The 25409-nt window shown below is 70.5% G+C and carries 26 protein-coding genes; 13 read left to right on the top strand and 13 right to left on the bottom strand.

Annotation, left to right across the window (positions count from 1 at the left end; translation table 11 throughout):
* Nucleotides 1-120 precede the first annotated feature (120 nt).
* Nucleotides 121-1071, bottom strand: coding sequence for a hypothetical protein (locus ABTU82_RS03495; RefSeq protein ID WP_116646091.1), 951 nt, complete (start codon nucleotides 1069-1071; stop codon nucleotides 121-123).
* A 325-nt stretch (nucleotides 1072-1396) separates the two neighbouring features.
* Here ABTU82_RS03495 and ABTU82_RS03490 point away from each other — a divergent pair, with 325 nt between their 5' ends.
* Both ABTU82_RS03490 and ABTU82_RS03485 read left to right on the top strand, forming a co-directional pair.
* The gene (locus ABTU82_RS03490; protein WP_407171752.1) at nucleotides 1397-2740 is read left to right on the top strand and encodes a hemolysin family protein; all 1344 of its coding nucleotides are present in this window, start codon (nucleotides 1397-1399) and stop codon (nucleotides 2738-2740) included.
* Complete coding sequence (locus tag ABTU82_RS03485; protein ID WP_116646093.1) at nucleotides 2737-3792, top strand: hemolysin family protein; 1056 nt, start codon at nucleotides 2737-2739, stop codon at nucleotides 3790-3792. The genes ABTU82_RS03490 and ABTU82_RS03485 overlap by 4 nt, the downstream gene beginning before the upstream one ends.
* A 140-nt stretch (nucleotides 3793-3932) precedes the next feature.
* On the opposite strand, the gene ABTU82_RS03480 is transcribed toward ABTU82_RS03485, so the two are convergent.
* Entirely contained in the window at nucleotides 3933-4997 is a 1065-nt protein-coding gene (locus ABTU82_RS03480) for an NADH:flavin oxidoreductase/NADH oxidase (protein WP_407171750.1), read from the bottom strand.
* A 28-nt stretch (nucleotides 4998-5025) separates the two neighbouring features.
* On the opposite strand from ABTU82_RS03480, the gene ABTU82_RS03475 reads away from it, so the two are divergent.
* Genes ABTU82_RS03475 through ABTU82_RS03460 form a run of 4 tightly spaced genes read left to right on the top strand, consistent with a single transcriptional unit; the run spans nucleotide 5026 to nucleotide 8774 of the window.
* Entirely contained in the window at nucleotides 5026-5919 is an 894-nt protein-coding gene (locus tag ABTU82_RS03475; RefSeq protein ID WP_407171748.1) for an ADP-dependent NAD(P)H-hydrate dehydratase, read from the top strand.
* 59 nt (nucleotides 5920-5978) lie between these two features.
* Nucleotides 5979-7208: a hypothetical protein gene (locus ABTU82_RS03470; protein WP_407171747.1), complete on the top strand. Its 1230-nt coding sequence runs from the start codon at nucleotides 5979-5981 to the stop codon at nucleotides 7206-7208.
* Between the two features lie 4 nt (nucleotides 7209-7212).
* Entirely contained in the window at nucleotides 7213-7554 is a 342-nt protein-coding gene (locus tag ABTU82_RS03465) for a thiamine-binding protein (protein ID WP_116646096.1), read from the top strand.
* Entirely contained in the window at nucleotides 7551-8774 is a 1224-nt protein-coding gene (locus ABTU82_RS03460) for an MFS transporter (RefSeq protein WP_116646097.1), read from the top strand. Before ABTU82_RS03465 ends, ABTU82_RS03460 begins: the two co-directional genes overlap by 4 nt.
* Here the strand turns inward: ABTU82_RS03460 and metX are convergent.
* The gene (metX, locus tag ABTU82_RS03455; protein WP_407171744.1) at nucleotides 8771-9976 is read right to left on the bottom strand and encodes a homoserine O-acetyltransferase MetX; all 1206 of its coding nucleotides are present in this window, start codon (nucleotides 9974-9976) and stop codon (nucleotides 8771-8773) included. The genes ABTU82_RS03460 and metX overlap by 4 nt on opposite strands.
* A gap of 144 nt (nucleotides 9977-10120) precedes the next feature.
* Here metX and ABTU82_RS03450 point away from each other — a divergent pair, with 144 nt between their 5' ends.
* Nucleotides 10121-10819 (top strand): SDR family NAD(P)-dependent oxidoreductase, encoded by a 699-nt coding sequence (locus tag ABTU82_RS03450; protein ID WP_116646099.1) that lies wholly within the window; start codon nucleotides 10121-10123, stop codon nucleotides 10817-10819.
* A gap of 101 nt (nucleotides 10820-10920) precedes the next feature.
* Here ABTU82_RS03450 and ABTU82_RS03445 read toward each other — a convergent pair whose 3' ends face one another.
* Nucleotides 10921-12243, bottom strand: a complete 1323-nt coding sequence (locus ABTU82_RS03445) for a bifunctional o-acetylhomoserine/o-acetylserine sulfhydrylase (RefSeq protein WP_116646100.1) — start codon at nucleotides 12241-12243, stop codon at nucleotides 10921-10923.
* A 142-nt stretch (nucleotides 12244-12385) separates the two neighbouring features.
* On the opposite strand from ABTU82_RS03445, the gene ABTU82_RS03440 reads away from it, so the two are divergent.
* Entirely contained in the window at nucleotides 12386-13162 is a 777-nt protein-coding gene (locus ABTU82_RS03440; protein ID WP_407171740.1) for an SDR family oxidoreductase, read from the top strand.
* Here ABTU82_RS03440 and ABTU82_RS03435 read toward each other — a convergent pair.
* On the bottom strand, nucleotides 13159-14649 hold the full coding sequence (locus ABTU82_RS03435) for an MFS transporter (protein ID WP_407171739.1): 1491 nt from the start codon (nucleotides 14647-14649) through the stop codon (nucleotides 13159-13161). The genes ABTU82_RS03440 and ABTU82_RS03435 overlap by 4 nt on opposite strands.
* 96 nt (nucleotides 14650-14745) lie before the next feature.
* Here ABTU82_RS03435 and ABTU82_RS03430 point away from each other — a divergent pair, with 96 nt between their 5' ends.
* The 3 genes from ABTU82_RS03430 (at nucleotide 14746) to ABTU82_RS03420 (ending at nucleotide 16670) form a co-directional block, all read left to right on the top strand.
* Nucleotides 14746-15231, top strand: coding sequence for a phosphoribosyltransferase (locus ABTU82_RS03430; protein WP_116646761.1), 486 nt, complete (start codon nucleotides 14746-14748; stop codon nucleotides 15229-15231).
* Between the two features lie 4 nt (nucleotides 15232-15235).
* Entirely contained in the window at nucleotides 15236-15928 is a 693-nt protein-coding gene (locus ABTU82_RS03425; RefSeq protein WP_205781193.1) for a uracil-DNA glycosylase, read from the top strand.
* Between the two features lie 133 nt (nucleotides 15929-16061).
* Nucleotides 16062-16670: a GNAT family N-acetyltransferase gene (locus tag ABTU82_RS03420; protein WP_116646762.1), complete on the top strand. Its 609-nt coding sequence runs from the start codon at nucleotides 16062-16064 to the stop codon at nucleotides 16668-16670.
* 9 nt (nucleotides 16671-16679) lie between these two features.
* On the opposite strand, the gene ABTU82_RS03415 is transcribed toward ABTU82_RS03420, so the two are convergent.
* From ABTU82_RS03415 to ABTU82_RS03380, 8 genes are all read right to left on the bottom strand, one after another.
* A complete protein-coding gene (locus ABTU82_RS03415) occupies nucleotides 16680-17006 on the bottom strand; it encodes a hypothetical protein (protein ID WP_407171737.1) in 327 nt (108 codons plus the stop codon).
* On the bottom strand, nucleotides 16990-18054 hold the full coding sequence (locus ABTU82_RS03410; protein ID WP_116646104.1) for a M4 family metallopeptidase: 1065 nt from the start codon (nucleotides 18052-18054) through the stop codon (nucleotides 16990-16992). The genes ABTU82_RS03415 and ABTU82_RS03410 overlap by 17 nt, the downstream gene beginning before the upstream one ends.
* Nucleotides 18055-18099: 45 nt before the next feature.
* Complete coding sequence (locus ABTU82_RS03405) at nucleotides 18100-18894, bottom strand: ATP-binding cassette domain-containing protein (protein ID WP_407171735.1); 795 nt, start codon at nucleotides 18892-18894, stop codon at nucleotides 18100-18102.
* Nucleotides 18891-19679: an ATP-binding cassette domain-containing protein gene (locus ABTU82_RS03400; protein ID WP_116646106.1), complete on the bottom strand. Its 789-nt coding sequence runs from the start codon at nucleotides 19677-19679 to the stop codon at nucleotides 18891-18893. The genes ABTU82_RS03405 and ABTU82_RS03400 overlap by 4 nt, the downstream gene beginning before the upstream one ends.
* Nucleotides 19676-20572: an ABC transporter permease gene (locus ABTU82_RS03395; protein ID WP_407171733.1), complete on the bottom strand. Its 897-nt coding sequence runs from the start codon at nucleotides 20570-20572 to the stop codon at nucleotides 19676-19678. The genes ABTU82_RS03400 and ABTU82_RS03395 overlap by 4 nt, the downstream gene beginning before the upstream one ends.
* Complete coding sequence (locus ABTU82_RS03390; protein WP_407171732.1) at nucleotides 20569-21519, bottom strand: ABC transporter permease; 951 nt, start codon at nucleotides 21517-21519, stop codon at nucleotides 20569-20571. Before ABTU82_RS03390 ends, ABTU82_RS03395 begins: the two co-directional genes overlap by 4 nt.
* A gap of 30 nt (nucleotides 21520-21549) precedes the next feature.
* On the bottom strand, nucleotides 21550-23064 hold the full coding sequence (locus ABTU82_RS03385) for an ABC transporter substrate-binding protein (protein ID WP_407171730.1): 1515 nt from the start codon (nucleotides 23062-23064) through the stop codon (nucleotides 21550-21552).
* 152 nt (nucleotides 23065-23216) lie between these two features.
* Nucleotides 23217-24137 carry an alpha/beta fold hydrolase gene (locus tag ABTU82_RS03380; RefSeq protein ID WP_407171728.1) on the bottom strand — a complete coding sequence of 307 codons (921 nt, stop codon included), beginning with the start codon at nucleotides 24135-24137 and terminating at the stop codon, nucleotides 23217-23219.
* Between the two features lie 49 nt (nucleotides 24138-24186).
* Between ABTU82_RS03380 and ABTU82_RS03375 the strand changes: the two genes are divergently transcribed.
* Together ABTU82_RS03375 and ABTU82_RS03370 are read left to right on the top strand one after the other, a co-directional pair.
* Nucleotides 24187-24660, top strand: coding sequence for a carboxymuconolactone decarboxylase family protein (locus ABTU82_RS03375; protein ID WP_116646111.1), 474 nt, complete (start codon nucleotides 24187-24189; stop codon nucleotides 24658-24660).
* Nucleotides 24657-25388, top strand: coding sequence for a tyrosine-protein phosphatase (locus ABTU82_RS03370; RefSeq protein WP_116646112.1), 732 nt, complete (start codon nucleotides 24657-24659; stop codon nucleotides 25386-25388). Before ABTU82_RS03375 ends, ABTU82_RS03370 begins: the two co-directional genes overlap by 4 nt.
* Nucleotides 25389-25409 lie beyond the last annotated feature (21 nt).

Below are 25409 nucleotides of genomic sequence, written 5' to 3'. Positions count from 1 at the left end.
CCGCTGCCCCTGCCGCTGCCGGGTGCCCCCCCCGCATCGGTATGTGCCGGATTGTGGCGCATTCCTGCAACTGACGCCAGCGATTCGTAGCGTCAGAAGCAGGATGCTGTCGCAGTCGCCCTAATAGCCGGGGCGACGCATCGAGGTGGGAAGGCCCGCGGCGGTGAGAATGTCCCAGAGGGCGCGGGGGGAGTCGAGGGCGCTGACGCGCCACCTCGCCACGCGATGGACGAGCCGTCGCAGCTCGTCCTCACGGTCCTTCTCGTCGGAGAGCACCTGCGAGGGCGAGCGGCCCGCCCGCATCCGTTCGTCGAGGTACTTCGTCAGGCCGTCGAGCTCGCCGATCACGCGCCACTTCGGCCACCAGAAGTCGGAGTAGGCGACTCCTCCGCCGGGTAGGTCGAATCGCTGCTGCAGCTCGGGGGCGGGGAACCCCAGGGTGTGGATCAAGACCCGGCTCTGCGATTCCCGCACGTTCGCCGCCCGCGCATCGGCGAACCGCGCGACGCGATCGACACGCACGTTGCCACGCCCGATGAACGCGTGAACGGCATCCCCCAGCTCGTCGGCGCTCAGGAGTGCGCCGCCGATCCGGCGTTCCCAGAGTGCCTGGTCTGCCGCGGCGACCCCGATCGTGAACGGGTGGGAGGCCGCGATGTCGACGACCGTCTGAGCGGGCGTCGTCACGAAGTGGTCGCCCCACGCAACGATGCCGTCCACCGGAACGCGCCGCGAATGCCGCACGATGAGACCGGTCGATCGGCCACCGCCGGAGTCGTCGACGGCGACGTCGACGCGGCCGGGCCACGGGCCGAGGGTGTCTATCGACCAGAGCGCAGCTGCGGCGTGACGGACGAATACTGCGCCGGGCTGGAGGCGTGCGGCGGCTTCCCAGACCCGCTGCGCGTGCTTTCGCAGTGGGTCGGCCGCGTCCCACGCATCCCTCCATGCGTACGAGCCGGGGGCGATCCGCACGGCTTCGCCGCTGTCCACGATGCGGCGGAGTCGGCGCTCGTTCACCTCCGCATGTTCGCGCCGCCGGAAGACGGCGGAGATGGGCGGGTGGTCCATCCATGTCATCCGTCGAGCGTGGTGCAGCCGCAGCATCCGCCCGTCAGATACAGCGGGGGTGCGGACAGACGGCGCCGCGCCGACGCCTGTGGAGGAGAGCACGCGGTGGGTCTTCGCATACGACTGCGCCATTGTCCGGCGAATGACGGTGCGAACCTGCGGTATCACTCGCCGGAACGAGCCACATTCCGGCGAGGGACAGATCCCGAGAAGACCCTCCGGGCCAGGAATGCTCGGGATAGAATGGCGGGACGATGGACGACCCTCCCAGTTGTAGATCCTTGCCCCACTGTCCTCTCTCCGCCCCGAGCGGAGGTGGTGCGTGATGGAATTCGTCATGCTGGGCGTGGGGCTTGTGCTCACGGTCGGAACGGGTCTGTTCGTTGCGAGCGAGTTCGCGCTGGTCAATCTGGATCGCGCCGATCTCGAGAAGCGACAGGATGCGGGTGAGTCGCGACTGTCGTTGACGATCGCGGCTCTGCGCATCACCTCGACCCACCTCTCGAGCGCGCAGCTGGGTATCACGCTGACGACTCTGCTGACCGGTTACACGATGGAGCCGGCCATCTCGAGTCTGGTGCGCCCGATCTTCTCCTCGTGGGGATGGCCCGACGGATTCGTCACGCCGTTCTCGGCGATCCTCGGCGTGTCGGTCGCGACCGTCCTGTCGATGATCCTGGGCGAGCTCGTGCCGAAGAACTTCGCCCTCGCGATCCCGCGGCAGACGGCGAAGCTCGTCATCCCCTTCCAGGTCGCGTTCACCGCCGTCTTCCGTCCCGCGATCGCGGTGCTCAACGGCAGCGCGAACGGCATCCTCCGCGCGATGGGCGTGGAGCCGAAGGAGGAGCTCTCGGGCGCCCGCACGGCCGAGGAGCTCTCGAGCCTCGTACGCCGCTCGGCGAGCGCGGGGATGCTCGAGGAAGACACCGCGTCGCTGCTCGACCGGAGCCTGACGTTCGCGCGGCTGAGCGCCGCCGACGTGATGACGCCGCGTCCGAGCGTGCACGCCCTGTCGGCGGAAGACTCCGCCGACGACGTGGTGCAGCTGGCCCGACGCACCGGGCACAGTCGGTTCCCCGTCTACCAGGACTCGATGGACGACATCGTCGGCATCGTGCATCTGAAGGCCGCGATCGGTGTTCCGCGCGACCGCCGGGCCGACGTTCCCGCCGCGGCACTGGCGACCGAGCCGCTGCGCGTTCCCGAGACCGTGCACCTCGACGCACTCGTGGCCGAGCTGCGTGCCCGGGGCTATCAGATGGCCGTCGTCGTCGACGAGTACGGCGGCACCGCCGGCGTCGTCACCCTCGAAGACCTCGTCGAGGAGATCGTGGGCGAGGTGCTCGACGAGCACGACCGCTCGCGCGCCGGCGTGGTGCGCACCGGGGGGTCGATCAATATTCCGGGCGACCTGAGACCCGACGAGGTGCTCGACCGCGCGGGCGTCCGCGTTCCCGAGGGTGACGTCTACGACACCGTGGGTGGGTTCATGATGGCCGAGCTCGAACGCATCCCGGTCGTCGGCGACAGCGTGCCCGTCGAGGACGGCACTCTCACCGTCATCCGGATGGACGGCCGCCGCATCGACCGCGTGGCGTTCACCCCGAATCCCGTGGAGGAGAACGTCGGCGACCTCGTGCGCGCCGCGAAAGGGGGTGACCAACGATGAACGATTGGGCAGGAATCGCCTGGCTCGTCGTCCTTCTGGTCGCCAACGCCTTCTTCGTCGGTGCCGAATTCGCCGTCATCTCGGCCCGTCGCTCGCAGATCGAACCGCTGGCGGAGCGCGGATCGCGCGCCGCCAAGACCGCGCTGTGGGCGATGGAGCACGCCACTCTCATGCTCGCGACCTGCCAGCTGGGCATCACGATCTGCTCGCTGCTGATCCTGAACGTGTCGGAGCCGGCCATCCACCACCTGCTGGCCGAACCTCTGGGTCTGACCGGCATGGGCGAGGTCGCCGTCGACGTGACCGCGTTCGTCGTCGCCCTGCTGATCGTGTCTTATCTGCACGTCGTGTTCGGTGAGATGGTGCCGAAGAACCTGGCGTTCTCTTTGCCCGACCGGGCCGTGTTGATGCTGGCGCCGCCGCTGGTGGCGGTGTCGAAGGTCTTCCGCCCGATCATCGTCACGCTGAACTGGATCGCCAACCACGTGCTGCGCCTGTTCCGTGTCGAGCCCAAGGACGAGGCAGCATCCACCTTCACCCTCGATGAGGTCGCGACGATCGTGAACCAGTCGCGCCGAGAGGGCGTGCTCGACGACCTGGCCGGCACGGTCGCGGCGGTCGTGGAGTTCACCGACAAGAAGAGTCGCGACGTGGCGGTGCCGCTGGCCGACCTGGTGACCCTCCCCGAGACGACCACGCCCGACGAGATCGAGCGGGCCGTCGCCAAGCACGGGTACTCGCGCTACGTGATCGTGGATGCCGAGAACATGCCGGTCGGCTACGTGCACCTGAAAGACGTGCTGCGCGCCGCGGAGGTGGAGGGAGCGGTGACCGACGTCGCCCGTCCGCTGCCGTCGAAGCGGATCCACCACATGGTTCCGGTGATGGAGTCGACCGACCTCGAAGACGCCCTCGCGCTCATGCGGCGCGCGGGCCGCCACCTCGCTCAGGTGCGCAACGAATCGGGCGAGACGACGGCGGTGCTGTTCCTGGAAGACATCATCGAAGAGCTCGTCGGCGAGGTGCAGGACGCCACCGCGCGTCGACGCTGAGGCGTCGCGCGGAGCGCGATTCGCGTGATCGCCACACCTTCCGGCGACTGACCCTGCGAATTCGTGGGGTCAGTCGCCGGAATGCGTCACATTCCTGCGAGGGAGAACGCCGCGGGAGCGGTGGCGGATGCTGCGGGGCGTCAGCGGCGGCGGGCCCGCTCGTACTGCGGGGGCCAGGTGACATCGGCGCCCAGCTCGCCGGCGGCGCGGAGGGCGAAGTGCGGGTCGCGGAGCCACTCGCGCGCCGACATGATCGCGTCGGCGTCGCCGCGGGCGAGCACCTCCTCGGCGAGCGCGCCCGTGTCGATCATGCCGACGGCGTTCACCGGGATGTCGACCCGCGCGCGGACGGCCGCGGCGAAGGCGACCTGGTAGCCCGGTCCGGTGGTGATCTGCTGGTGGGCGACGAGTCCGCCGCTGGAGACGTCGATGAGCTCTGCGCCGAGGTCTTCTGCGACCGCGGCTGCGCGCACGGTGTCCTCGACGTCCCAGCCGCCCTCCGCCCAGTCGGTCGCGGAGAACCGCACGGCGACGACCGCCGTGGGCGCGGCATCCTTCACCGCGGTGACCACCCGGCGCAGCAGCCTCGTGCGGTTCTCGAACGATCCGCCGTACTCGTCGGTGCGCAGGTTCGACAGCGGCGAGAGGAACTGGTGGAGCAGGTATCCGTGGGCGGCGTGGATCTCGAGCACCTCGAAGCCGGCGGCCACCGCGCGGCGGGCGGCGGAGGCGAAGTTCGCCACGACGTGATCGATACCCGTGTGATCGAGTTCCGCGGGAGCCGCGTACCCCTCGAAGGCGACCGCCGACGGCGCGACGCTCTGCCAGCCGCCCCGGTCGGACGGCACGGTTCCGCGCTCGCCGGCGAACGGCGACCACGTCGAGGCCTTGCGCCCGGCGTGGGCGAGCTGGATGCCGGCGACGGCGCCGCGGGAGCGGATCGCGGCGACGATCGGGGCCCAGGCGGCCTGCTGCGCGTCGTTCCAGATGCCGACGTCCTCGGGCGAGATGCGTCCCTCCGGCGAGACCGCGGCCGCTTCGGAGACGACCAGGCCCGCGCCGCCGGAGGCGAACTGGGCGAGGTGCACGTGGTGCCATTCGCCGGGCATGCCGTCGGTGGCGCTGTACTGGCACATGGGGGCCACCCACAGCCGGTTGCGGAACGTCGTCGCACCGATCGTGAGGGGGGAGAAGAGGATGCTCATGGTGCCTCCGGCGCGTAGGGTGTGGGCCATGTCTGGTGAGGGGCTCGAAGCCGCGATCGATCCCACGGTCGGCGAGTGGACCGTGGAGCGCGCGTCGCGTGTCCTCCGGGTGCCAACGGCGTCTGACGACAAGTATTCCCGCGGGGTGCTCGGGGTTCGAACCGGCTCGACCCGCTACCCGGGTGCGGCCGTGCTCGGCGTCGAAGCCGCGTGGCGTACGGGCCTCGGCATGGTGCGCTATCTGGGCCCCGAGCGCGCGCAGGACCTCATCCTCGCCCGCCGCCCCGAGACGGTCACCGCCGACGGCCGGGTGCAGGCCTGGCTCATCGGGTCGGGGACGGATGCTGCCGACCGGCCGGCGTCGGAAGACGCGGCGCTGCGCCGCATCCTCGGCTCCGGCCCCCCGGTCATCGTCGACGCGGGCGCTCTCGATCTCGCGGGCGTCGGGTCCGCACCGCGCATCGTGACCCCGCACGGGCGCGAGCACGACCGCCTTCGCGAGAGCATCGGACTCGCGCCGGTCGGGGGCGACGCCGACGATGTCGAGCGGCAGCGAGGGGCGCTCGAGACGGCCCGCGCACTCGGTGCCACGGTGCTGTTGAAGGGTGCGCGCACGATCGTCGCCACGCCCGGCGGATGGGTGGCGCGCGTGACGTCCGGCACGCCGTGGCTCGCGACCGCCGGCACGGGCGACGTGCTCGGCGGGATCATCGGCGCGGTCGTGGCAGCCGCCTCGGTCGAGCCGGTGACCGACGCGGAGAGCCTGGGCGCGCTCGCCGCCACGGGTGCGTGGCTGCACGGCCGGGCGGCGACGGCGGCCGCCGACCGGTACGGAGAGGCCGGAGGGCCGATCACCGCCCTCGACATCACCGAGGAGCTCCCCGGAACCGTCGCCGCGGTGCTCGCGCACCGCATGAGCTGAAGAGTCGTCCCGCGTCGCACGATGCGGGCGCTCCGGTCGTCGCGCTTAGGATGGACGCCGTGTCGAGGCGGGGTGTGTTGTGGGTCGCCTTCGTGCTGGTCCACGTCGCCGTCGCCGTCGCCGGGTACATCCTGCCCAGTGGGCCGATGGGCGATGTCTACCTCGTCTACGAACCCTGGTCGGCACGGGCGCTGACCGGCGGAGGCATCGTCGGCATCACCGAGCCGTGGGTCTACCCGCAGCTGGCCCTCGTTCCTCTCGTGCTCGCCTGGGTTTTCGGCTTCCTCACGTACACCGCCGGGTGGGCGGTCTTCGTCACGCTCATCGATGCGGTCGTGTTCCGGATGCTGGTGGGCACGGCGCGCTCGCGCGGCCGTGTCACCGGTGCGTGGTTCTGGCTCGCGGCGATCCTCCTCCTCGGTCCGGTCGGGATGTACCGTCTCGACGGGGTGACCGTGCCGCTGGCCATCGCCGGTTCGCTGTGGCTCGTCGGTCGCCCCTGGTTGGGCGCGATCCTGCTCGCCGTGGCGACGTGGATCAAGGTATGGCCGGCCGCCGTGCTCGCCGCGGCCGTCGTGACGCTGCGACGGCGCTTCACCGTGGTCGGCGGGGCTCTCGTCGTCTCGGCCGTCACTCTGGCGATCGTGTTCCTCGCCGGGGGCGGGTCGTACGCGTTCGCGTTCGTGACGGAGCAGACCAATCGGGGCTTGCAGATCGAGGCTCCGGTGAGCGGCTTCTACATGCTCCTGGCTTCGCTCGGCGTCGAGGGCGCGAGCGTCTACTACGAGCCCAACATCCTCACCTTCCAGGTGACGGGCCCGAACGTCGACGCCGTCATCGCCGCGATGACCCCGCTCATGCTGCTGGCGATGGGCTCGGTGTTCGTGATCGGAGCGGTGAAATCCTTGCGGGGCGCGAGCTTCGCGGCGGTCTTCCCCGCACTCACCCTCGGTCTCGTGCTCGGGTTCATCGTGTTCAACAAGGTCGGGTCGCCCCAGTACATCGTGTGGCTCGTGACGCCCGTGATCGTCGGGCTCGTCATCGATCGTGCCCACTGGGCCAAGCCCGCGATCCTCATGCTGGCCATCGCGGGACTCACGCAGGGCGTGTATCCGCTCGCCTACGACGGACTCCTCGTCGCGCAGATCGGCGCCGTCCTCCTGGTGAACCTCCGCAACGTGCTCCTCGTGATGCTGTTCGCGTGGACCGTCTACCGGCTCGCCCGGGTGCGGACGCGCCCCCACGCGGCATCCGTTCGCTCCCGGCGGCCCGCCGCCGTGAAAGGCTGACCCCATGCTCATCGCCTTCTCTGTCGCCCCGTCCGGATCAGGCAACGCCGACGGCTCGGTGCACGACGCCGTGGCCGCGGCGGTCGAGGTCGTCCGCGCGTCGGGCCTGCCGAACCGCACGACCTCGATGTTCACCGAGATCGAGGGGGAGTGGGACGAGGTGTTCGATGTCGTGCGCCGCGCGACCGAGGCCGTGATGCCCTTCGGCTCGCGGGTGTCGCTCGTGCTGAAAGCCGACATCCGCCCCGGACGCACGGGTGAGATCGACGGAAAGATCGAGCGGCTCGAAAGCGCCATCGAATCGATTCGTCATACCGACGCGGGCGGGTCTAGCATCGAGGAATGACCTCCTCGATCCTCTCGAGGGGGGCGGCGATGCGGGCGCTCCTCTCGCTCGCTATAGGCAGCTTCGGCATCGGCATGACCGAGTTCGTGATGATGGGCCTGCTCCCGAACGTCGCGGCGGAATTGCTGCCCACCGCCTGGGCCGCGAACCCCGACGACGCGATCGCTCAAGCCGGCTGGCTCATCTCCCTCTACGCCCTCGGCGTCGTCATCGGGGCCCCCACGATCGCGGGCTCCGTCGCGCGCTTCCCCCGGCATCGTGTGATGATCGTGCTGGCGCTCGCGCTGACGGTGTTCAACCTGCTCACGGTGATCGCTCCGACGTACGAGCTGGTCGCCGCATCCCGTCTTCTCGCCGGCCTCCCGCACGGCGCCTACTTCGGCATCGGAGCTCTCGTCGCCGCCGACGTGCTCGGCCCCGGCAACCGCGCGAAGGGCGTCGCGTTCGTCCTCACCGGTCTGACGGTCGCGAACGTGGTCGGCGTTCCGCTGGGAACCCTGCTCGGTCAGAACTTCGGGTGGCGGCTCGCGTTCCTCGTCGTCGGCGGAGTGTTCGCGCTCGCGACCCTCGCGATCGTGCTCTTCGTTCCCGAGCACCCCGGCGATCCCGGGCGACGACTGCGCGACGAACTGAGAGTGTTCCGGGTCGGTCAGGTCTGGTTCGCACTCGGCATCGGGGCCGTCGGCTTCGGAGGATTCTTCGCGATGTACAGCTACATCGCCCCCATGGTCACCGAACTCGCCGGATCGCCCGAGTGGGCGGTGTCGATCGTGCTCGTCATCGTGGGCATCGGCATGACGATCGGCAACATCGTCGGCGGGCACCTCGCCGACGTGAACCTGAAGAAATGGCTGCTGATCGGCCTCCTCGCGATGGCGGCCGCCTCGGCACTGCTCGCCCTGACGGCGGGGTGGGTCGTGACCCTCGCCCTCTTCGCCTTCGCGGTCAGCTTCGTGGGATCGGCGCTGAGCCCCGCCATCCAGACGCGGCTCATGGACGTCGCGGGCGACAACCAGTCGATCGCCGCGGCGCTCAACCACTCCGCGCTCAACATCGGCAACAGTCTCGGCGCGTTCCTCGGCGGTGTCGTCATCGCGCTCGGCCTCGGGTTCGCCGCGCCCGCGTGGGTGGGGACGGCGCTCGCGATCGGCGGTCTGTTCGTCGCGGTCTGGAGCTTCCGCGTCGAGAAGTCGCGGGCCGCGGAGCCCGTCGCGGTCTAGACGGCGAGCAGGCGCCGCAGGTGGCGGCCGACCTCGTCGGTCTCGATGAGGAAGCCGTCGTGGCCGAAGTCGCTCGAGATCGTCACCGCTTCGCGCCCGTCGAGAGTGTTCGGGATGCTGCGGGCGATGCGATGCTGTCCGTCGATGGGGAACAGGCGGTCGCTGTCGATCCCGAGCACGAGCGTCGTCGCGGTCACGCGCTTGAGGGCATCTTCGATGCCGTCGCGGTCGCGCCCGACGTCGTGGGAGTTCATCGCGTCGACGAGTGTCAGGTAGCTGTTCGCGTCGAAGCGGCGCGTGAACTTGTTGCCGTGGAAGTCGAGGTACGACGCCACCGCGAACCGCCCCCCGCGACCGAGCGGACTGACCCCCGACTGCCAGGAACGCTGGAAGCGCTGGTTGAGCTCGGTGGGACTGCGGTAGTTCAGCAACGCCATCCTGCGGGCGAGCGCGAGGCCGCGGTGCGGGCCGTCGCCGTCGCCCGCGTCGTAGTACTCCCCGCCTGCGAAGCGTGGGTCGATGCGGATGGCCTCGAGCTGCACCGAGTTCAGCGCGATCTGGTCGGCGGTGGTCACCGGAGGCGCCGACAGGATGGCCGCACGCTCGACGCGCGCAGGATGGCCGATCGCCCACTCGAGTGCGTGCATGCCGCCCATCGAGCCGCCGATGACGCCCGCCCACACGTCGATGCCGAGCGCGTCGGCGAGACGGGCCTGCGCGCTCACCTGGTCGCGGATGGTGAGGTACGGGAAGCGCGCCGCCCACTCGTAGCCGTCAGGTGCCACGCTCGCCGGGCCCGTCGACCCCTGACAGCCGCCGAGCATGTTGGGCGCCACCACGAACCACTCGTCGGTGTCGATGGGCGCACCGGGGCCGACGAGGTCCTCCCACCAGCCGGCCGTGGGGTGCCCCGGGCCGGCGGGGCCGCGCAGGTGGCTGTCCCCGGTGAGGGCGTGGAGCACCAGCACGGCGTTGTCGCGGGAGGGGGAGAGTTCGCCCCAGGTCTCGTACGACAGCCGCCACGAGGGCAGCTCCTCGCCACCCTCCGTGCGGAAGCCGGTGAAGCTCGCGAACCGCCGGTCGCCGACGGGGTCGCCGTCGCGCCAGGCGCCCGTGGTCGGTGGACGGCCCAGGAGCATGCGCGCGTCGGCCTCCGTGATCGGTGCCGACGGCACCGTGTCTTCCGACGTCTGCCAGTCCATCGGCACCACCTTTCGCGCCCTTCCAGGCTAGGCGGTCCGACCCGCCGGTCCGCCAACTGTTACACCGACGATCGGTATGGGTGCGATCGCGCCGATACGCCGCGGGCGGCCCGGGTGAGGAGACAATGACGGGGGAGGTACTCCATGGCGCGATATCTGATCATCGCCGCATCCAGCGGTATCGGCGCGGCGACGTGCGAGCTGTTGCGCTCGGCGGGCCACGAGGTGGTGACGACGGCTCGTGAGGCCGGGAACGGCGATCCCGACATCGTGCTCGACGCGACCGACTTCGAGGCCGTCGAGCAGGCTTTCGTCGAGGCCGGGCCGCTGGACGGTGTGGCGTGCTTCGCGGGATCCATGCTGCTCAAACCCGCTCACCTCACCTCGCGCGCGCAGTACGACGGCATCGTCGCCGCGTCGTTGACGACCGCGTTTGCGACCGTCCGGGCCGCCGGCCGGCAGCTGCGGTCGGGCGGCGCGGTCGTGCTGGTCTCCTCGGCGGCCGCGATGGCGGGCTTGCCGAACCACGATGCGATCGCGGCGGCGAAGGCCGGCGTCATCGGGCTGATGCTCTCGTCGGCGGCGAGCTATGCCTCGCAGGGGCTCCGCATCAACGCGGTCGCGCCGGGCCTGACCCGCACGCCGCTGACGTCTGCGCTCACCGCGAGCGAAGGGTCTCGCAAGGTGTCAGAGTCGATGCACGCGCTCGGCCGTCTCGGCGACCCCGACGATGTCGCGCGCGGCGTGCAGTTCCTCCTCGACCCGGCGAACGACTGGATCACGGGCCAGGTGCTCGGCATCGACGGAGGACTCGGGCACCTCCGCCCGAAGGTGCGGGCATGACCTCGCCAGCACCCGATCGCGGATGACCTCGCCCCCGCGCGGGAAGAACGACGGATGCCCCGGCGCCCGTGAGGGCGGTCGGGGCATCCGGATGCTGCGGGTCAGACGCGTGCGGCGTCCACACTGCGGCGAGCCGCGGCGAGTGCCTGCGAGAGATCGGCCTTGAGGTCGTCGATGTTCTCGAGCCCCAGCGACAGCCGCACGAGGCCGGGCGTCACGCCGGTGGTGAGCTGCTGCTCGGGGGTCAGCTGCGAGTGGGTGGTCGAGGCGGGGTGGATCACCAGGGATCGCACGTCGCCGATGTTGGCGAGGTGGCTGAAGAGGGTGAGCGAGTTCACGAACTCCCGCCCGGCGTCGACCCCTCCCTTGAGCTCGAACGACAGCACCGCGCCGACGCCCTTGGGCGCGTAGGTGTTGGCGGCGGCGTACCACGGGGAGGTGGGCAGGCCCGAGTAGTTGACCGTGGCGACATCGGGCTGGCCCTCGAGCCACTCGGCGATCTCCTGAGCGTTCTGCACGTGGCGCTCGATGCGCAGCGACAGCGTCTCGATGCCCTGGATGAGCAGCCACGCGCTCTGCGGCGAGATGGCCGCACCGAGGTCGCGCAGCAGCTGCACGCGGGCCTTGATGACGTAGGCCAGACCGTCGCCGACCGCTGCGGTGTAGCTCGCGCCGTGGTACGAGGGGTCGGGCTCGGTGAGGCCGGGGAAGCGCTCGACGTTCTCCGACCACTTGAACGAGCCGCCGTCGACGATGACGCCGCCGATGACCGTGCCGTGCCCGCCGAGGAACTTCGTCGCCGAGTGCACGACGATGTCGGCGCCGTGCTCGAACGGACGGATGAGGTACGGCGTCGCGATCGTGTTGTCGACGATCAGCGGCACGCCGGCGGCGTGCGCGACGTCGGCGACCGTGCGGATGTCGAGCACGTTGATCTTGGGGTTGCCGATCGTCTCGGCGAAGAACAGCTTGGTGTTCGGGCGCACCGCGGCGCGCCATTCGTCGGCGTCGTCCTGGTTCTCCACGAACGTCACGTCGATGCCGAGCTTCTTCAGCGTGTACTTGAAGAGGTTGTAGGTGCCGCCGTAGATCGACGACGACGACACGATGTGGTCGCCGGCCTCGGCGATGTTGAGCACCGCGAAGGTCTCGGCGGCTTGACCGCTGGCGACGAGGAGCGCGCCCGTACCGCCCTCGAGAGCCGCCACGCGCTCCTCCACGACCGCCTGGGTCGGGTTCTGGATGCGCGTGTAGATGTTGCCGAACTCGGCCAGCGAGAAGAGATTCGCGGCGTGGTCGGCGTTGTCGAAGACGTAAGAGGTCGTCTGGTAGATCGGAGTGGCCCGCGCCTTGGTCACCGGGTCGGGCTGGGCGCCCGAGTGGATCTGCTTGGTCTCGAATCGCCAGTTCTCGGGTGCGGACATGATCGGGCTCCTGCAGTCGGATTGGGTCAGGCGGGTGCGGTGACCTGCTGTGAGACTACGGACGTCGCATCGGACACGCCACCGCTTCGGACACGCGGCGTAACAGCCGTCGGGGGAGCCGGGCGCGGGTAGCGTTGCTCTAATGACGCGACGTGTTGTGGTGACGGGTGCAAGTTCCGGAATCGGTGAGGCGACGGCTCGGATGCTGCGCTCCCGGGGCTGGGACGTGGTGGGGGTGGCCCGGCGGGCCGAGCGCCTCGAAGCGCTCGAGGCCGAGACCGGCATCGTGGCGTACGCGGCCGACCTCACGCGCGGCGAGGACATCGACGCGCTCGCCGAATGGCTCGCCGAGACCGGCCCCGTGCACGCGCTCGTGCAGGTGGCGGGGGGAGCTCGGGGCACCGACCTCGTCGAGCACGGCGATCCGGTCGACTGGCAGTGGATGTTCGAGGTCAACGTCGTCTCGACCCAGCGGCTCGTCGCCGCGCTGCTTCCGTTGCTGCGCGACGCCGCAGCATCCGACGGCCATGCCGACACCGTCTTCGTGACCTCCACCGCCGCCCAGACCGCTTATCCGGGCGGTGCGGGCTACAACGCGGCGAAGGCCGCGGAGGCGATGCTCGTGCACGCGCTGCGCCTCGAGCTGAACGGCGAGCCCCTCCGCGTGATCGAGATCGCGCCGGGCATGGTCGCCACGGAGGAGTTCTCGCTCAATCGTCTGCGCGGCGACCAGAATGCCGCCGACCGCGTCTACGAGGATGTCGAGAACCCGCTCACCGGCGACGACGTCGCCGGTGTCATCGCCTACGCGTTGGAGGCTCCGGGCCACGTCAACCTCGACCTGGTCACGATGCGTCCGGTCGCGCAGTCCGCGCAGCACGCGCTCGCCCGAGGACCGCTGCGGGTGCGTCAGGACTAGATCACCTGCGTCTGCCCGGCGGCCGCATCCGCCGCGTCGGCGTCGCTGAACGCGACCTTCGGGACGAACAAGAGCAGCGCCGCGGCGAGGAACCCACCGACCGCGCAGACGGTCCACACGGTCAGGTAGCCGACCAGGGGTGCGGCGGTGCTGGCGACCGCGGCTCCGACGCCGGCGGCGAGCACCACACCGAAGACGGCCGAGGCGAACGTGCCGCCGATGGTCTTCGTCGTGTTCGTCAGTGCGGAGGCGATGCCCGTCTGGCCGCGGGGCGCAGCCGCGGCGGCGGCGGCGGGCAGGGCCGCCACGAGTGCCCCCGAGCCGATGCCCGCGATCGACAGGTTCGCCAGCACCTGCCACAGCTCGACGTGGAACGGGACGAAGAGCGCGTAGCCGATACCCACGAGCGCCGAGGCGCCGATCAGGATGAGGCGTGGATTGCCCCGGCGCGAGAACACCGCGAAGAGGACGGCTCCGACGATGAGCGACACGAGGTAGACGCCGATCACGTTGGAGCGGTCTGTCGCGTCGAGTCCGAGGCCGTACCCGAGCGATGCGTCCGTGCCGGCGTACGTGGCCAGCGGACCCTGCGCGCCGAGCAGGCTGATGCCCACCAGGAACGCGGTCGCCTGTACCGGCCACATCTCTGGACGCGCGAGCACGCGGATATCGACCGCGGGGTCGGTCTGACGCAGCTCGTACCAGACGAAGACGGCCAAGGCCGCGAGACCGGCGACGAGCAGGGCGACGACGACACCCGCGCCGGGCCCGTCGGGCACCCGGAGGAACGACAGGGCGCCGGTGACGAGCAGCAGCGCGAAAGCCAGGAGCACGAAACCGCCGATGTCCAGACGACGCCCGGGCACGGGTTCGGACTCGGGCACGCCGAGCCAGATGACCACGCAGACGAGCGTGACCGCTACGGCCGGCACCATGAGCGTCAGCTGCAGGTTCTCGCTCGTCGCCGCGAACAGGCGCCCGGCGGCGAGGGCGCCGAGAATCGCGCCGGCCTGGAGGCCCACGACGAGCAGGCCGGCAGCGCGCCGCGTCTGCGACACGCCCCGGGCCTGGCGGCGCCCGCGTTCGAACACGAGCGCGATCTCGAGGGGCAGCCACACCACGTAGAAGCCCTGCAGCGCCCACGCGATGAGGAACGTCGTGAACGAATTGGCGAAGACGAGCCACCAGCTCGCGCCGGCCGTGAGGATCGCCGAGGCGAGGAGCACCTTCTTGTGCCCGTACATGTCGCCGAGCTTGGCGAGGATCGGCAGAACGAGTGCCGAGAGCAGCAGCTGCGCCGCCTCGAACCAGTTGACGTCGGCGTCGGTGACCCCGAGATGCACCACGATGTCGCTGAGCAGAGGCACGTAGTAGCCCTGCAGGATGCCGCTGGTGAGCTCGACGACGACGAACCAGCCGATGAGCCCGGCGGTGATGCCGAACGAGGACCCGCGCAGGCGTTCAGCGGCGGACGATGCGCGTGACATGGGCCCGAGAGTACACCGGGCGTCGGGCGGGAGACGGGCACGGCCGGCCGGATGCCTAGGCTGGAGCGAACCGTCCCCGAGGAGGACCCCATGGCCATGAGCGAAGAGCGCGAGACACTGACGTGGGACGGGTTCGGCGCCGCATCCCGAGACCTCGCCCGCGAGATCCTCGGTGACGGGTTCGTCCCCGAGGTCGTGGTGGCGATCGCCCGCGGCGGTCTGCTGCCGGCGGGTGCGATCGCGTACGGGTTGGGGGTCAAGAACTGCGGCGCGCTGAACGTCGAGTTCTACACCGGCATCGGAACCGTGCTCGACGCCCCCGAGGTGCTGCGCCCGGCGCTCGATACCGAGTATCTCGGTGGTCGCAAGGTGCTTCTCGTCGACGACGTCGCCGACAGCGGGCGCACGCTCGCCCTCGCGGTGGCGATGCTGCGCGAGCGCGGTGCCGACATGCGCTCGGTCGTCATCTACACGAAGCCGACGACGATCATCCAGCCCGACTACTCCTGGAAGGAGACGTCGCTGTGGATCGACTTCCCATGGTCGGCACAGGGGACCGTCGTCGAAGAGGACGAGGCCTGACACCGTGGCGATGACACTGCCCGAGCTATCTTCTGCCGGGCTCCTCGACGACGGGTGGGCCGACGCGCTCGAACCCGTCGCCGGCGACATCGCCGCGCTCGGCGAGAGGCTCCGGGCCGAGGTGGCGGCGGGTCGCTCCTACCTGCCCGCGGGGGAGAACGTGCTGCGCGCCTTCGCTCGGCCGCGCGATGACGTGAAAGTGCTGATCGTCGGGCAGGATCCGTACCCGACGCCGGGCAACCCGATCGGGCTGTCGTTCGCCGTCGACCGGCATGTGCGGCCGATCCCGCGGAGCCTGTCGAACATCTACGCGGAGCTCGAGTCCGATCTCGCCATCCCGCCCGCGCCGCACGGCGACCTCTCGGCCTGGAGCGACCAGGGCGTCATGCTGCTCAACCGAGTGCTGACCGTCGCGCCCGGCGAGGCGGGCTCGCACCGAGGCTGGGGGTGGGAGAAGGTCACCGAGCTCGCGATCCGCAGCCTGGTCGAACGTGACGCACCGCTCGTGGCGATCCTGTGGGGGAAGGATGCGGCGAACCTCCGCCCTCTCCTCGGCGACACGCCGATCGTCGCCTCCGCTCATCCCTCCCCGCTGTCGGCGCGGCGCGGCTTCTTCGGCTCCCAGCCGTTCTCGACGGCGAACGCGCTGCTCGAGCAGCAGGGAGCGACGCCGGTGGACTGGCGCCTGCCCGCCTGATCCGCGGCTGCGCCTCGGGCATGCGTCACCGCCGGGCACGACGCGCAGCCCGCCGGGCACCACGGCAGCCCGCCGGGCACGACGCGCAGCCCGCGAGCGGTCGGAGGCGCGCAGACCACATAAAATGGCGGGCATGCTGGAAGACGAATACGACAAGAGCCGTCGGCGTCTTCCGTGGCATCTGCGCCGCACGCCCGAGCCCGAGCGTCCCTTCACGTACGAGATCCGGCCGGTGCGCGAGGGCGACATCCCCGACATCCGCGAGATCTACAACTACTACGTGACGAACTCGATGGTGACGTTCGACGAGAAGCGCTGGACCCTCGCGCAGTGGCGGGAGAAATACGCGCACCTGCAGAAGCTCGGCATGCCGTTCCTGGTCGCGCAGTCACCCTCGGGCCAGATCCTCGGTTACGCGCTGCTGCAGCCGTGGAAGAGCAAGTCCGCCTATCGCTACACGGTGGAGAACTCGATCTACCTCGGGCAGGCGGCCGCGGGCAAGGGGCTCGGGCGGGCGCTGATGGAGGCCGTCATCGCCGCCGCTCAGGAAGCCGGGATCCGTGAGATCGTTGCGGCCATCAGCGACCGGGGTGCGGAGTCGTCGATCGCCCTGCACCAGAAGCTCGGTTTCGTCGAGGTCGGCCGCATGGGGCGGGTCGGTTTCAAATTCGGCCGATGGCTGGGCGTGGTCTACCTGCAGCTGAGTGTGCCGAAGCTGAAGAAGAAGCGCCTCTTCGGCTGACGCGCCGCGTCAGCCTGCGCGATCGGGTCGACGGGGGCGGGACTGCGCGCGCACCTCGTCGACGAGCGTGCGCCACGGGCCGGCCAGGCTGTCGTCTCCGAGTCGGACTTCGCGCACGGGGGCGTCGTCTCTGCGTGCGCGGATGCTCCACTGGTATCGATCAGCTCCGGGCTTCACGGCGGGCGGGTCGTCCCACGGGCACCCGTCGATCAGCGCGGTCCACCGAGCCACCGCGTCGGGTGCCGGTTCTGCCCGCCACTCGCGCCGCAGCCCGGCGATCCCGCCGGATCGGACGACGGTGACGACCACCCTCGTCGGCTCAGTGGCTCGCTGCATCCTCGATGACGCCGACTCCGGCCCACCCGGCGCGGACGGCGGCGACCTCCTCCGACTCCTCACCGTACTCCGCCGTCGCCGCAGCGATGGTCGCCGCTGCGAACTCGACGAAGTCGGCGGTGGGCGAGAGGGCGCCGCCCGTGAGAGTGCGGTACCACACCCGTCCCGCGCGCTCCCATGCGCGGCCGCCGAGAGCGGTCGCCGCGAGGTAGAAGGCCTTGTTCGGGATGCCCGAGTTGATGTGCACCCCGCCGTTGTCGTCGGTCGTCTCGACGTAGTCGCGCATGTGGCCGGGCTGCGGATCCTTCCCGAGCACGTCGTCGTCGTACGCCGTGCCGGGCGCTTTCAACGAACGCAGGGCGTGACCCTGAACCTCGTCGCTGAAGATGCCCTCGCCGACGAGCCAGGTCGCGCTGTCGGCCGTCTGCCCGAGATGGTGCTGTTCGGCGAGCACGCCGAACACGTCGGACAGCGATTCGTTGATCGCCCCCGACTGTCCCTGGTATTCGAGGCCGCCCTCCGCCTCGGTCACCCCGTGCGCGAGCTCGTGCGCGATGACGCTGAGCGACCGAGTGAAGCCGATGAACACCTCGCCGTCGCCGTCGCCGAAGACCATGCGCTCGCCGTTCCAGAACGCGTTGTCGTAGTCTTCGCCGAAGTGCACCGTTGCCAGCAGCGCGCCGCCCGCGGCGTCGATCCCGTCTCTCGAGAACGCATCCCAGAAGAAGTCGAAGGTGGCGCCGAGGCCGTCGAAGGCTTCGTCGGCCGCGGCGTCGCCGGTGGCCGCATCGTCTTCGGACCGCACGATCGCCCCCGGCAGCCGCTCGGTGTTGCCGGCGTCGAACACGATGCGATCGGGACCCGGCGCGGTCTCGGCGACCAGTGTTCCGGATTCGTCGATCGACAGTCGCAGGCGCGCCCGGACGGGCCGGTCGGGACGACCGACCGCGAGGGTCGCACGCGCGGCGGCCGCGGCGCGGGCGAAGCGGGGATGGTCGGTCTCGGCGAGCCGATCGAGCAGGAACGGGGGGATGATCGCGGGGGACATGCCCGAACACTAACCGCCGGTTCCGACACCTCCGTGTCGCGAGGACTACGGCTGGGGGAGTGTCGGGATGGCGTCGAGCAGCGACCGCGTGTACGCGGTGGTCGGATGCTGCAGCACCGACGCGGTGCGTCCACGCTCGACGATGCGTGCGTCCTTCATCACGACGACGTCGTCGCACAGGTTCTGCACGACGCCGAGGTCGTGGGAGACCAGGAGGAGTGTGAGCCCCGCGGTGGCGCGCAGTTCGGCGAGGAGCCGCAGGATCTGAGCGCGTACGGTGACATCGAGCGCCGACAGCGGTTCGTCGCCGACGAGGACGGCCGGTCGGTGGACGATGGCCCGGGCGATGGCGATGCGCTGACGTTGACCGCCCGAGAACTCGTGGGGGAAGCGGTCGGCCATCCCCGCTTCGAGGCCGACCTGCTCGAGCACCTCGCGAACACGAGCGCGTCTGTCACCGGCGATGTCGAGCGCCCACAGCGGCTCGCCGACGATCCGGCCGATGCTCATGCGCGGATCGAGCGAGGCGTAGGGGTCTTGGAAGACGATGCCCGTCTGTCGGCGCATCCAGTGGAGCGACCGCGCGCTCTGACGGGCGTCCACCGGGCGGCCGTCGAGTTCGACCGTTCCGTCGGTGGGGGTGTCGAGGGCCAGGAGCAACCGCACGAGGGTGGACTTTCCCGACCCCGATTCGCCGATCACGCCGACCGCCGAGCCCGCGGTCACGTCGAGGTCGACCGCATCGAGGGCCGTCGTGACGACCCGCGGCGTGAACAGGGCGCGGCGCGGCGCCGTGTAACGGCGCGTGAGTCCGCGAGCGCGCAGCAGGATCTCGCTCATGACCGACCCTCCGGGCGCCAGAGCGTGGCGCGCGCGTCGCGCACGAGTCCGCGCGTGACGGGTGACGCCGGCGCATCGAGCAGCTGCGACACCTCACCTGCTTCGACGACGCGCCCGTGCTCGAGCACGACCGCCGTCGTCGCGACCTGCGCGAGCACCGCCAGGTCGTGCGTGATGAACACGAGCGACATGCCCGCATCGCGGACGAGGTCTGCGAGAAGGGAGAGGATGCCGGCCTGGATGGTCACGTCCAGAGCCGTGGTGGGTTCGTCGGCGATGAGCAACCGTGGTCGGCAGGCGAGGGCCATGGCGATCGCGACCCGCTGGCGCTGGCCGCCCGAGATCTGGTGGGGGTAGCGGGTCACGATCGTCGCGGGATCGGGGAGGGCCACCCTCTCCGCCTCGGTGATCGCCCGCCGCCGGGCCTCGGCGCGGGAGAGCCCTTCGTGGATGCGCAGCGACTCGCCGATCTGCCGTCCCACGGTGCGGATCGGATTGAGGGCGGTCTGCGGTTCTTGGAACACGACGCCGATCTCGTCGCCGCGCAGCTGCGCGAGGTCACGGTCGGGGAGGCCGAGGATCTCGCGGCCATCCCAGCGGATGCTTCCTGCCGCCGTCGCCCCGTCGGGCAAGAGCCCGAGGATCGCGAGCGCGGTGAGCGACTTGCCCGACCCCGACTCGCCGATCAGTCCGAGACGGCCGCCGTCGGGAACGTCGAAAGAGACGGCGTCGACGGCCCGGCGCCCCCCGATCTCGACCGTCAGATCGCGCACTTCGAGCGTCACGAGACCACCTCCGGGACGTGCAGGCGGGACGCGGCGGTGCGCCGCGACAGCGTGGGATCGGTGGCCTCGCGCAGCCCGTCGCCGAGGAGGTTGAGGCCGAGCACGGTCAGGGTGATCGCGAGCCCGGGCCAGACCACGGTCAACGGGTAGACCGACACGTACCGCTGCAGCTGCTCGAGGAGCACCCCCCACGACGGGTCGGTGAGTGGTGCGCCGAACCCGAGGTACGACAGCCCGGCTTCGGCCAGGACGGCGACGGCCATCGCCCACGACAGCTGCACGATGAAGACGGGCGCGACGTTCGGCAGCAGGTGGCGCCAGAGGTTCTGCGCGGGGGAGAGGCCGCTGGCTCGACCGGCCAGCACGAACTCGCTGTGCAATACGCGACGCAGCTCCGCGCGCGTAACGCGGGCGATGTTCACCCCGAAGCCGATGCCGACCGCCCAGATCACCACGCCGAGGGATCCGCCCCAGACGGCGGTGATCATCATCGCGATGATCAGCACGGGGAAGGCGACGAGGATGTCGATCAGCACCGCCACCGTCTCGCGCACCCACCGGGCCGTCAGAGCGCCGAGCGCGGCCAGAGCGATACCCAGCAGGGTTGCGACCACGCCCGCCCCGAGGGAGACCATCAGCGTGGTGCGCGCCCCCGCCATCAGCAGGCTCAGGATGTCGCGCCCGGTGTCGTCGGTGCCGAGCAAGTGCGGCCAGCCGGGCGACGACCAGCGGGCGCCGATGTCGACCTGCTGCGGCGGGAAGGGGGTCCAGAAGGCCGCGACGATCGCCGTCGCGACGACGACCGCCACGACGATGAGACCGAAACGCCCGGTGCCGAGCGCCCAGAGGCGTCGGAGCCACGCCAGACGCTCGGCGGGTCTCGCGGTGCTCATGCTGCCTCCCGCTGCCGGGGGTCGATGAGTCGCTGCACGAGATCGACGACGAACCCGATGACGAGCACGAAGCCCGTCAGAGCGAGCAGCTCGCTCTGCACCTTGGGGAGGTCTCGCTGCCCGACGTCGGTGACCAGCATCCGTCCGACGCCCGGAAGCGAGAACAGCTGCTCGATGATGACGGCGCCGACCACGATCCCGGCGATCTGCAGACCGAGGACGGTGATGATCGACAGCGCGACGTTGGGGAGCCCGTGGCGGATCAGCGCCCGCGTGCGGGTGAGTCCCTTCGCCGCCGCCGTGCGGACGTAGTCCTGACCGATCGCCTGCAGCGTGGCGCTGCGGACGAAGCGCATGAGCATCGCCCCCTCCACCACCCCGATCGTGAGTGCCGGGAGGATCAGCGAACGGACGGCCGCGGCGGGGTCGTCCCAGCCGTTGCGGGGAAAGCCCTGCGCGGGCAGCCAGCCGAGCCAGACCGCGAAGACGACGACGAGCATCAGACCCGCCCAGACCACCGGCACGGCCGCGAGCGACTGGGCCGCCACGCTCAGCGCGGTGCCGTCGGCGCGGCCGCGGCGCAGGGCGGAGGCGACGCCGAGGGGGACGCTGAAGGCCAGGGCGATCAGCAGCGACATCACGCCCAGGGGCACGGTGACCAGCGCCTTCGAGGCGAGTTCGTCGGCGACCGGAGCGCCGGTCAGCAGCGACGTGCCGAGGTCGCCGCGCAGGAGTCCGCCGATCCAGTCGGTGTACTGCACCACCAGCGGCCGGTCGAGTCCCAGGCCCTCGCGGATGGCCGCGACCTGTTCGGGCGACGAGGTGGTGCCCCCGATCACCGCCGCGACGTCGCCGGGGAGCACACGCAGCGTCAAGAAGATGAGCACGCTGGCGACGAGGAGGCCTGCCAGGAGCAGGACCATCCTCGTCACCGCGTAGCGCATCACTGCGAGGACACCGTCAGTTCTTCGAGCGCATCACTCGGACGAGACCGTCACGCCGGCCAGCGGAAGCCGCACGTTCAACGAGTTCTTCGGAAAATCGCCGACCTGCGTGCTCACCGCGGCTAGCGGAGCCGCCGCGAAGAGCCAGTCGGCCGCGTTGTCTTCCGACACGATCCGCGCGGCCTGGGCGAGAAGGGTGTTCGCCTCGTCCTCGTCCACCGAGGCGACGGCCTCGGCGTAGAGGGACTGGACCTCGGGGTTGTCGTATCCGAAGTAGTAGTCGGGGTCGACCCAGTTCGAGAAGTCGCGGGCCTCGACGTGGCGGACGAAGCTGAGCTCGTAGTCCTTGTTCGTGTAGACGTCCTGGAGCCAGACGGAGAACTCGACCGATTCGACCGTGAGCGTCACACCGATGTCGTTGAACGCCGACACGAGGTAGGTCGGAATGGTCGCGTCGTAGATGTTCGGGATCGTGAGCGTGAGCTCGAGATCCTCCTGACCGGCTTCCGTCAGCAGCTCCTTCGCGCGGTCCGGATCGAACGGGACGAGATCCGAGAGGTCTTCGTACCCCGGGTCGAGCTCGGGAATCGGACCGTAGAGCGTCGAGCCGACGCCGCCGATGGCCTCGACGAGCCCATCGTGATCGATCGCCAGGCGCAGCGCCTCGCGCACCTTCGGATCGTTCAGCGGGGGAGCGGCGTTGTTGAAGGCCAGTGTGCCCTTGTCGGTGGTCTGTCCGGTCTCGATGGTGAACAGGCCGCTGTCCTCGATCTGCGCGCGGAACTCGGGGTCGAGCTCGAGCGTGACGTCGACCTCGTCCGCGAGGGCGGCGTTGGCGGCCGCCGTGCGGTCGGGGATGTAGTCGATGACGACCTCGGCGACGCCGGCCTGCTCACCCCAGTAGGCGTCCGCCCGGTCGAGGGTCAGGCTCTGGCCCTGCGCCCACTGCGACACCGTGAAGGGGCCGGTGCCGTTCGCCTTGGTCTGCAGGTCGGTGGTGTCACCTGCGCGGACGACGAGACCGGCGCGCCCGGTGAGCGAGAAGAGGAAGTCGCTGTTGGGCTCGGCCAGCGTCACGACGACGGTCGCGGCGTCGGGAGAGGTGATCGAGGTCACGCCCGCGAGGTCGGAGTTGCCCTGGACGGTCGGGTCGTCCTTCGCCGTGGTGAGCGAGGTGACGACGTCGTCGGCGGTGAGGGCGCTTCCGTCGTGGAAGGTGACGCCCTCCTGCAGGGTGAACGTGTAGGTCAGCCCGTCGTCGGAGACCTCGTAGGCGCTCGCGAGCTTCGGGACGACATTGTTGTCCTGATCGCGGGAGACGATCCCCTCGTAGACGTTGTCGATGAGCGCCTGGTCGAGGGCTGCCCCCGACGTGCGACGGATGTCGAGGTTCGACGGCTCGAGCGTCGCGGCGATCGTGAGGGTCGCGTCGGGGTCGGGGGCGCCGACGGATGTCGGTGCCGGGGACGGTGAACTGGAGCACCCCGCGAGGATCAAGGCCCCCGTGACGAAGAGGGCGGCAGTGGCGAGGGTGGCGCGGCGGGGCATGTGCGGGCGGGTCCTTTCCCCAGGAGGCGGCGTCATCGATGCTGTCGGACGCCGCGGGCAGGCAATCTCGGTGTGCCTACCAGCCTATGGTTCCGCGCGGGTGCGTGAGGCGACGGTGACGCGGAACGTCACAGGTCGGTGCGTGTGCGGACTCAGAGGAGGTCGGCGATCGCCCGCGCCAGCTCGACCGGTGCGTCCTCCTGCACGTTGTGCCCCGAGGCGAAGGTGACGGTGCGGGCCGCGGGCACGCGACGGGCGAACTCCGCGGCATCCGCCTCGGTGACGTACCCGCGCTCGCCGCGGATCAGCGTGATCGGGGCACGGACGGCCGCGAGGTCGTCCCAGCCCGCGCCCGACAGCAGCGCCGTGACAGCGTCGTCGCGCGACGGAGTGCCTCCGGCGTCGTTCGCGGCGGCTGCGGCGAGATGCGCGAAGTGGTGCTTCCACTCGACCCGCCCGTCGGCGCGAACCCGGGAATTGAGGAACACCCCGCGCGCCGCCTTCTCGCGGGAGCCGCCGCCGAGACCGAACGCGAGTGCTCGGTCGACGAGCTCGTCGCGCGACGCCCAGTCGGTGGGCCCCGCGAAGAAGGTGCGCACCTGCGTGGGGCCGGCGTCGGGATCGACGCCCGGGGTGATGTCGACGATGAGGAGACGGGAGACGGCGTCGGGGGCGGATGCGGCGACCGGGGCCGCCGTGAGGCCCCCGAGCGATTGACCCACCAGCACCTGCGGGCGGTCGGTCCATGCCGACAGCGCCGCGACGACGTCGGGCGCGAGGTTTCGCGGGGTGTAGGCCGCGTCGTCGCGCCACGACGAATCGCCGTGCCCCGCCAGGTCGATCGCCAGCGCAGGGCGGCCGAGCGCCAGGATCGTCGTGTCCCACGTGTGCGCGTTCAGTCCCGCGCCGTGGAGAAGGGTGACTTCGGGGGCCGAGCCGCCGTAGCGCACCGCGCTGAGGGTCCGTCCGTCCGGGAGGGTCAGGGTGAGACGCTCGCCCCGGGGGATCGGAACGGTCAACCCGGCCTCGGCGGCCTGGTCGGGCAGGAACGAGAACTCGTCGAAGTCGGTCACGCGGCTATTCTGCCCGCACACACGCGCGGCGCGCGCCTAGGCTGGTCGCATGACGGATGAAGCGCGTGTCCACCTGTCGCGATCGGCCCCCGACGCGTATCGCGCTCTCGAGGCGTTCGCGAAGACCGTCGGCGCGGTGGCGTCGGATTCGGGTATCGAGCCGCGACTGCGCGAGTTGGTGCAGATCCACGCGTCGCAGCTGAACGGGTGCTCTTTCTGCGTACGGGTGCACGTGGACCGCGCCGTCGCGGCGGGCGTCACGGCCGACGAGATCGCGCAGGTCGCGGTGTGGCGCGATTCCGGCGTCTTCACCGACCGCGAGCGTGCCGCCCTCGAGCTGGCCGAGGCGTTCACCTTCATCTCGGAGGACGGCATCCCCGACGAGGTCTACGACCACGTCGGCAGCATCCTGAGCGAGAAGGAGTACGTCGGGCTGAGCTGGATCCTCGTGGCGATCAATGCCTTCAACCGCGTCGCGATCGCCGGTCGTTACGCCGTGCCGGCCCGCGAGGCGCAGGCATGAGCGAGGCGCCGCCGACGCTCGTCTCGGGCGTGATGAACTTCCGCGACGTCGGGGGTCTGCCGGCCGAGGGCGGCCTCACCCGCAGTGGCGTGCTCTACCGGTCGGGAAACCTCGCCGACGTCGACGCCGCGGGGGCCGAATCCCTCCGCGGACTCGGACTGCGCCGCATCCTGGATCTCCGCGACGACGAGGAGGTGACGCGCTCGCCGAGTCGGGTCGACGGACTCGACCTCACGACCCAGCGCGTGCCCCTGTTCCTCGGCTCGGTCGCGTCCTTCTTCCGCAACGACCCGAGCCTGGGCGAGTTGTACGACAGCCTCATCGAGGACTCGGCCGACCGTGTGGTCGAGGTGGTGCGCAGCGTCCTCGTCGACCAACCCGTGCTCGTCCACTGCACGGTCGGCAAGGATCGCACCGGGGTGACCGTCGCCCTCACCCTCGCCGCAGCGGGTGTCGACCTCGACGCGGTGGTCGACGACTACGCCCGCACCGAGACCCTGCTGCCCGCGTCACGCAACACGCAGGTCATCGCCCGGCTGCGGGCGATGCATCCCGAGGCGCTCCATCTCGAGGAGCTCGCGACCCGGTCGCCGGCGCCCGTGATGCGAGACCTGCTGGCCCGGCTCGAGCGCGAGTACGGATCACCGAGCGACTACCTGCGTGCCCAGGGGCTCGGCGACGACGAGATCGCCGAGCTGCGCCGCATCCTGATCGTTCGCCCGACATAAGGTGAGGCAACCCTTCCCTCG

It is taken from the genome of Microbacterium deferens (assembly GCF_045517775.1).
Taxonomy (GTDB): Bacteria; Actinomycetota; Actinomycetes; order Actinomycetales; family Microbacteriaceae; genus Microbacterium.
The sequence above is the reverse complement of the archived record's forward strand: the minus strand, read 5'-3'. Positions and strand labels throughout refer to the sequence as shown.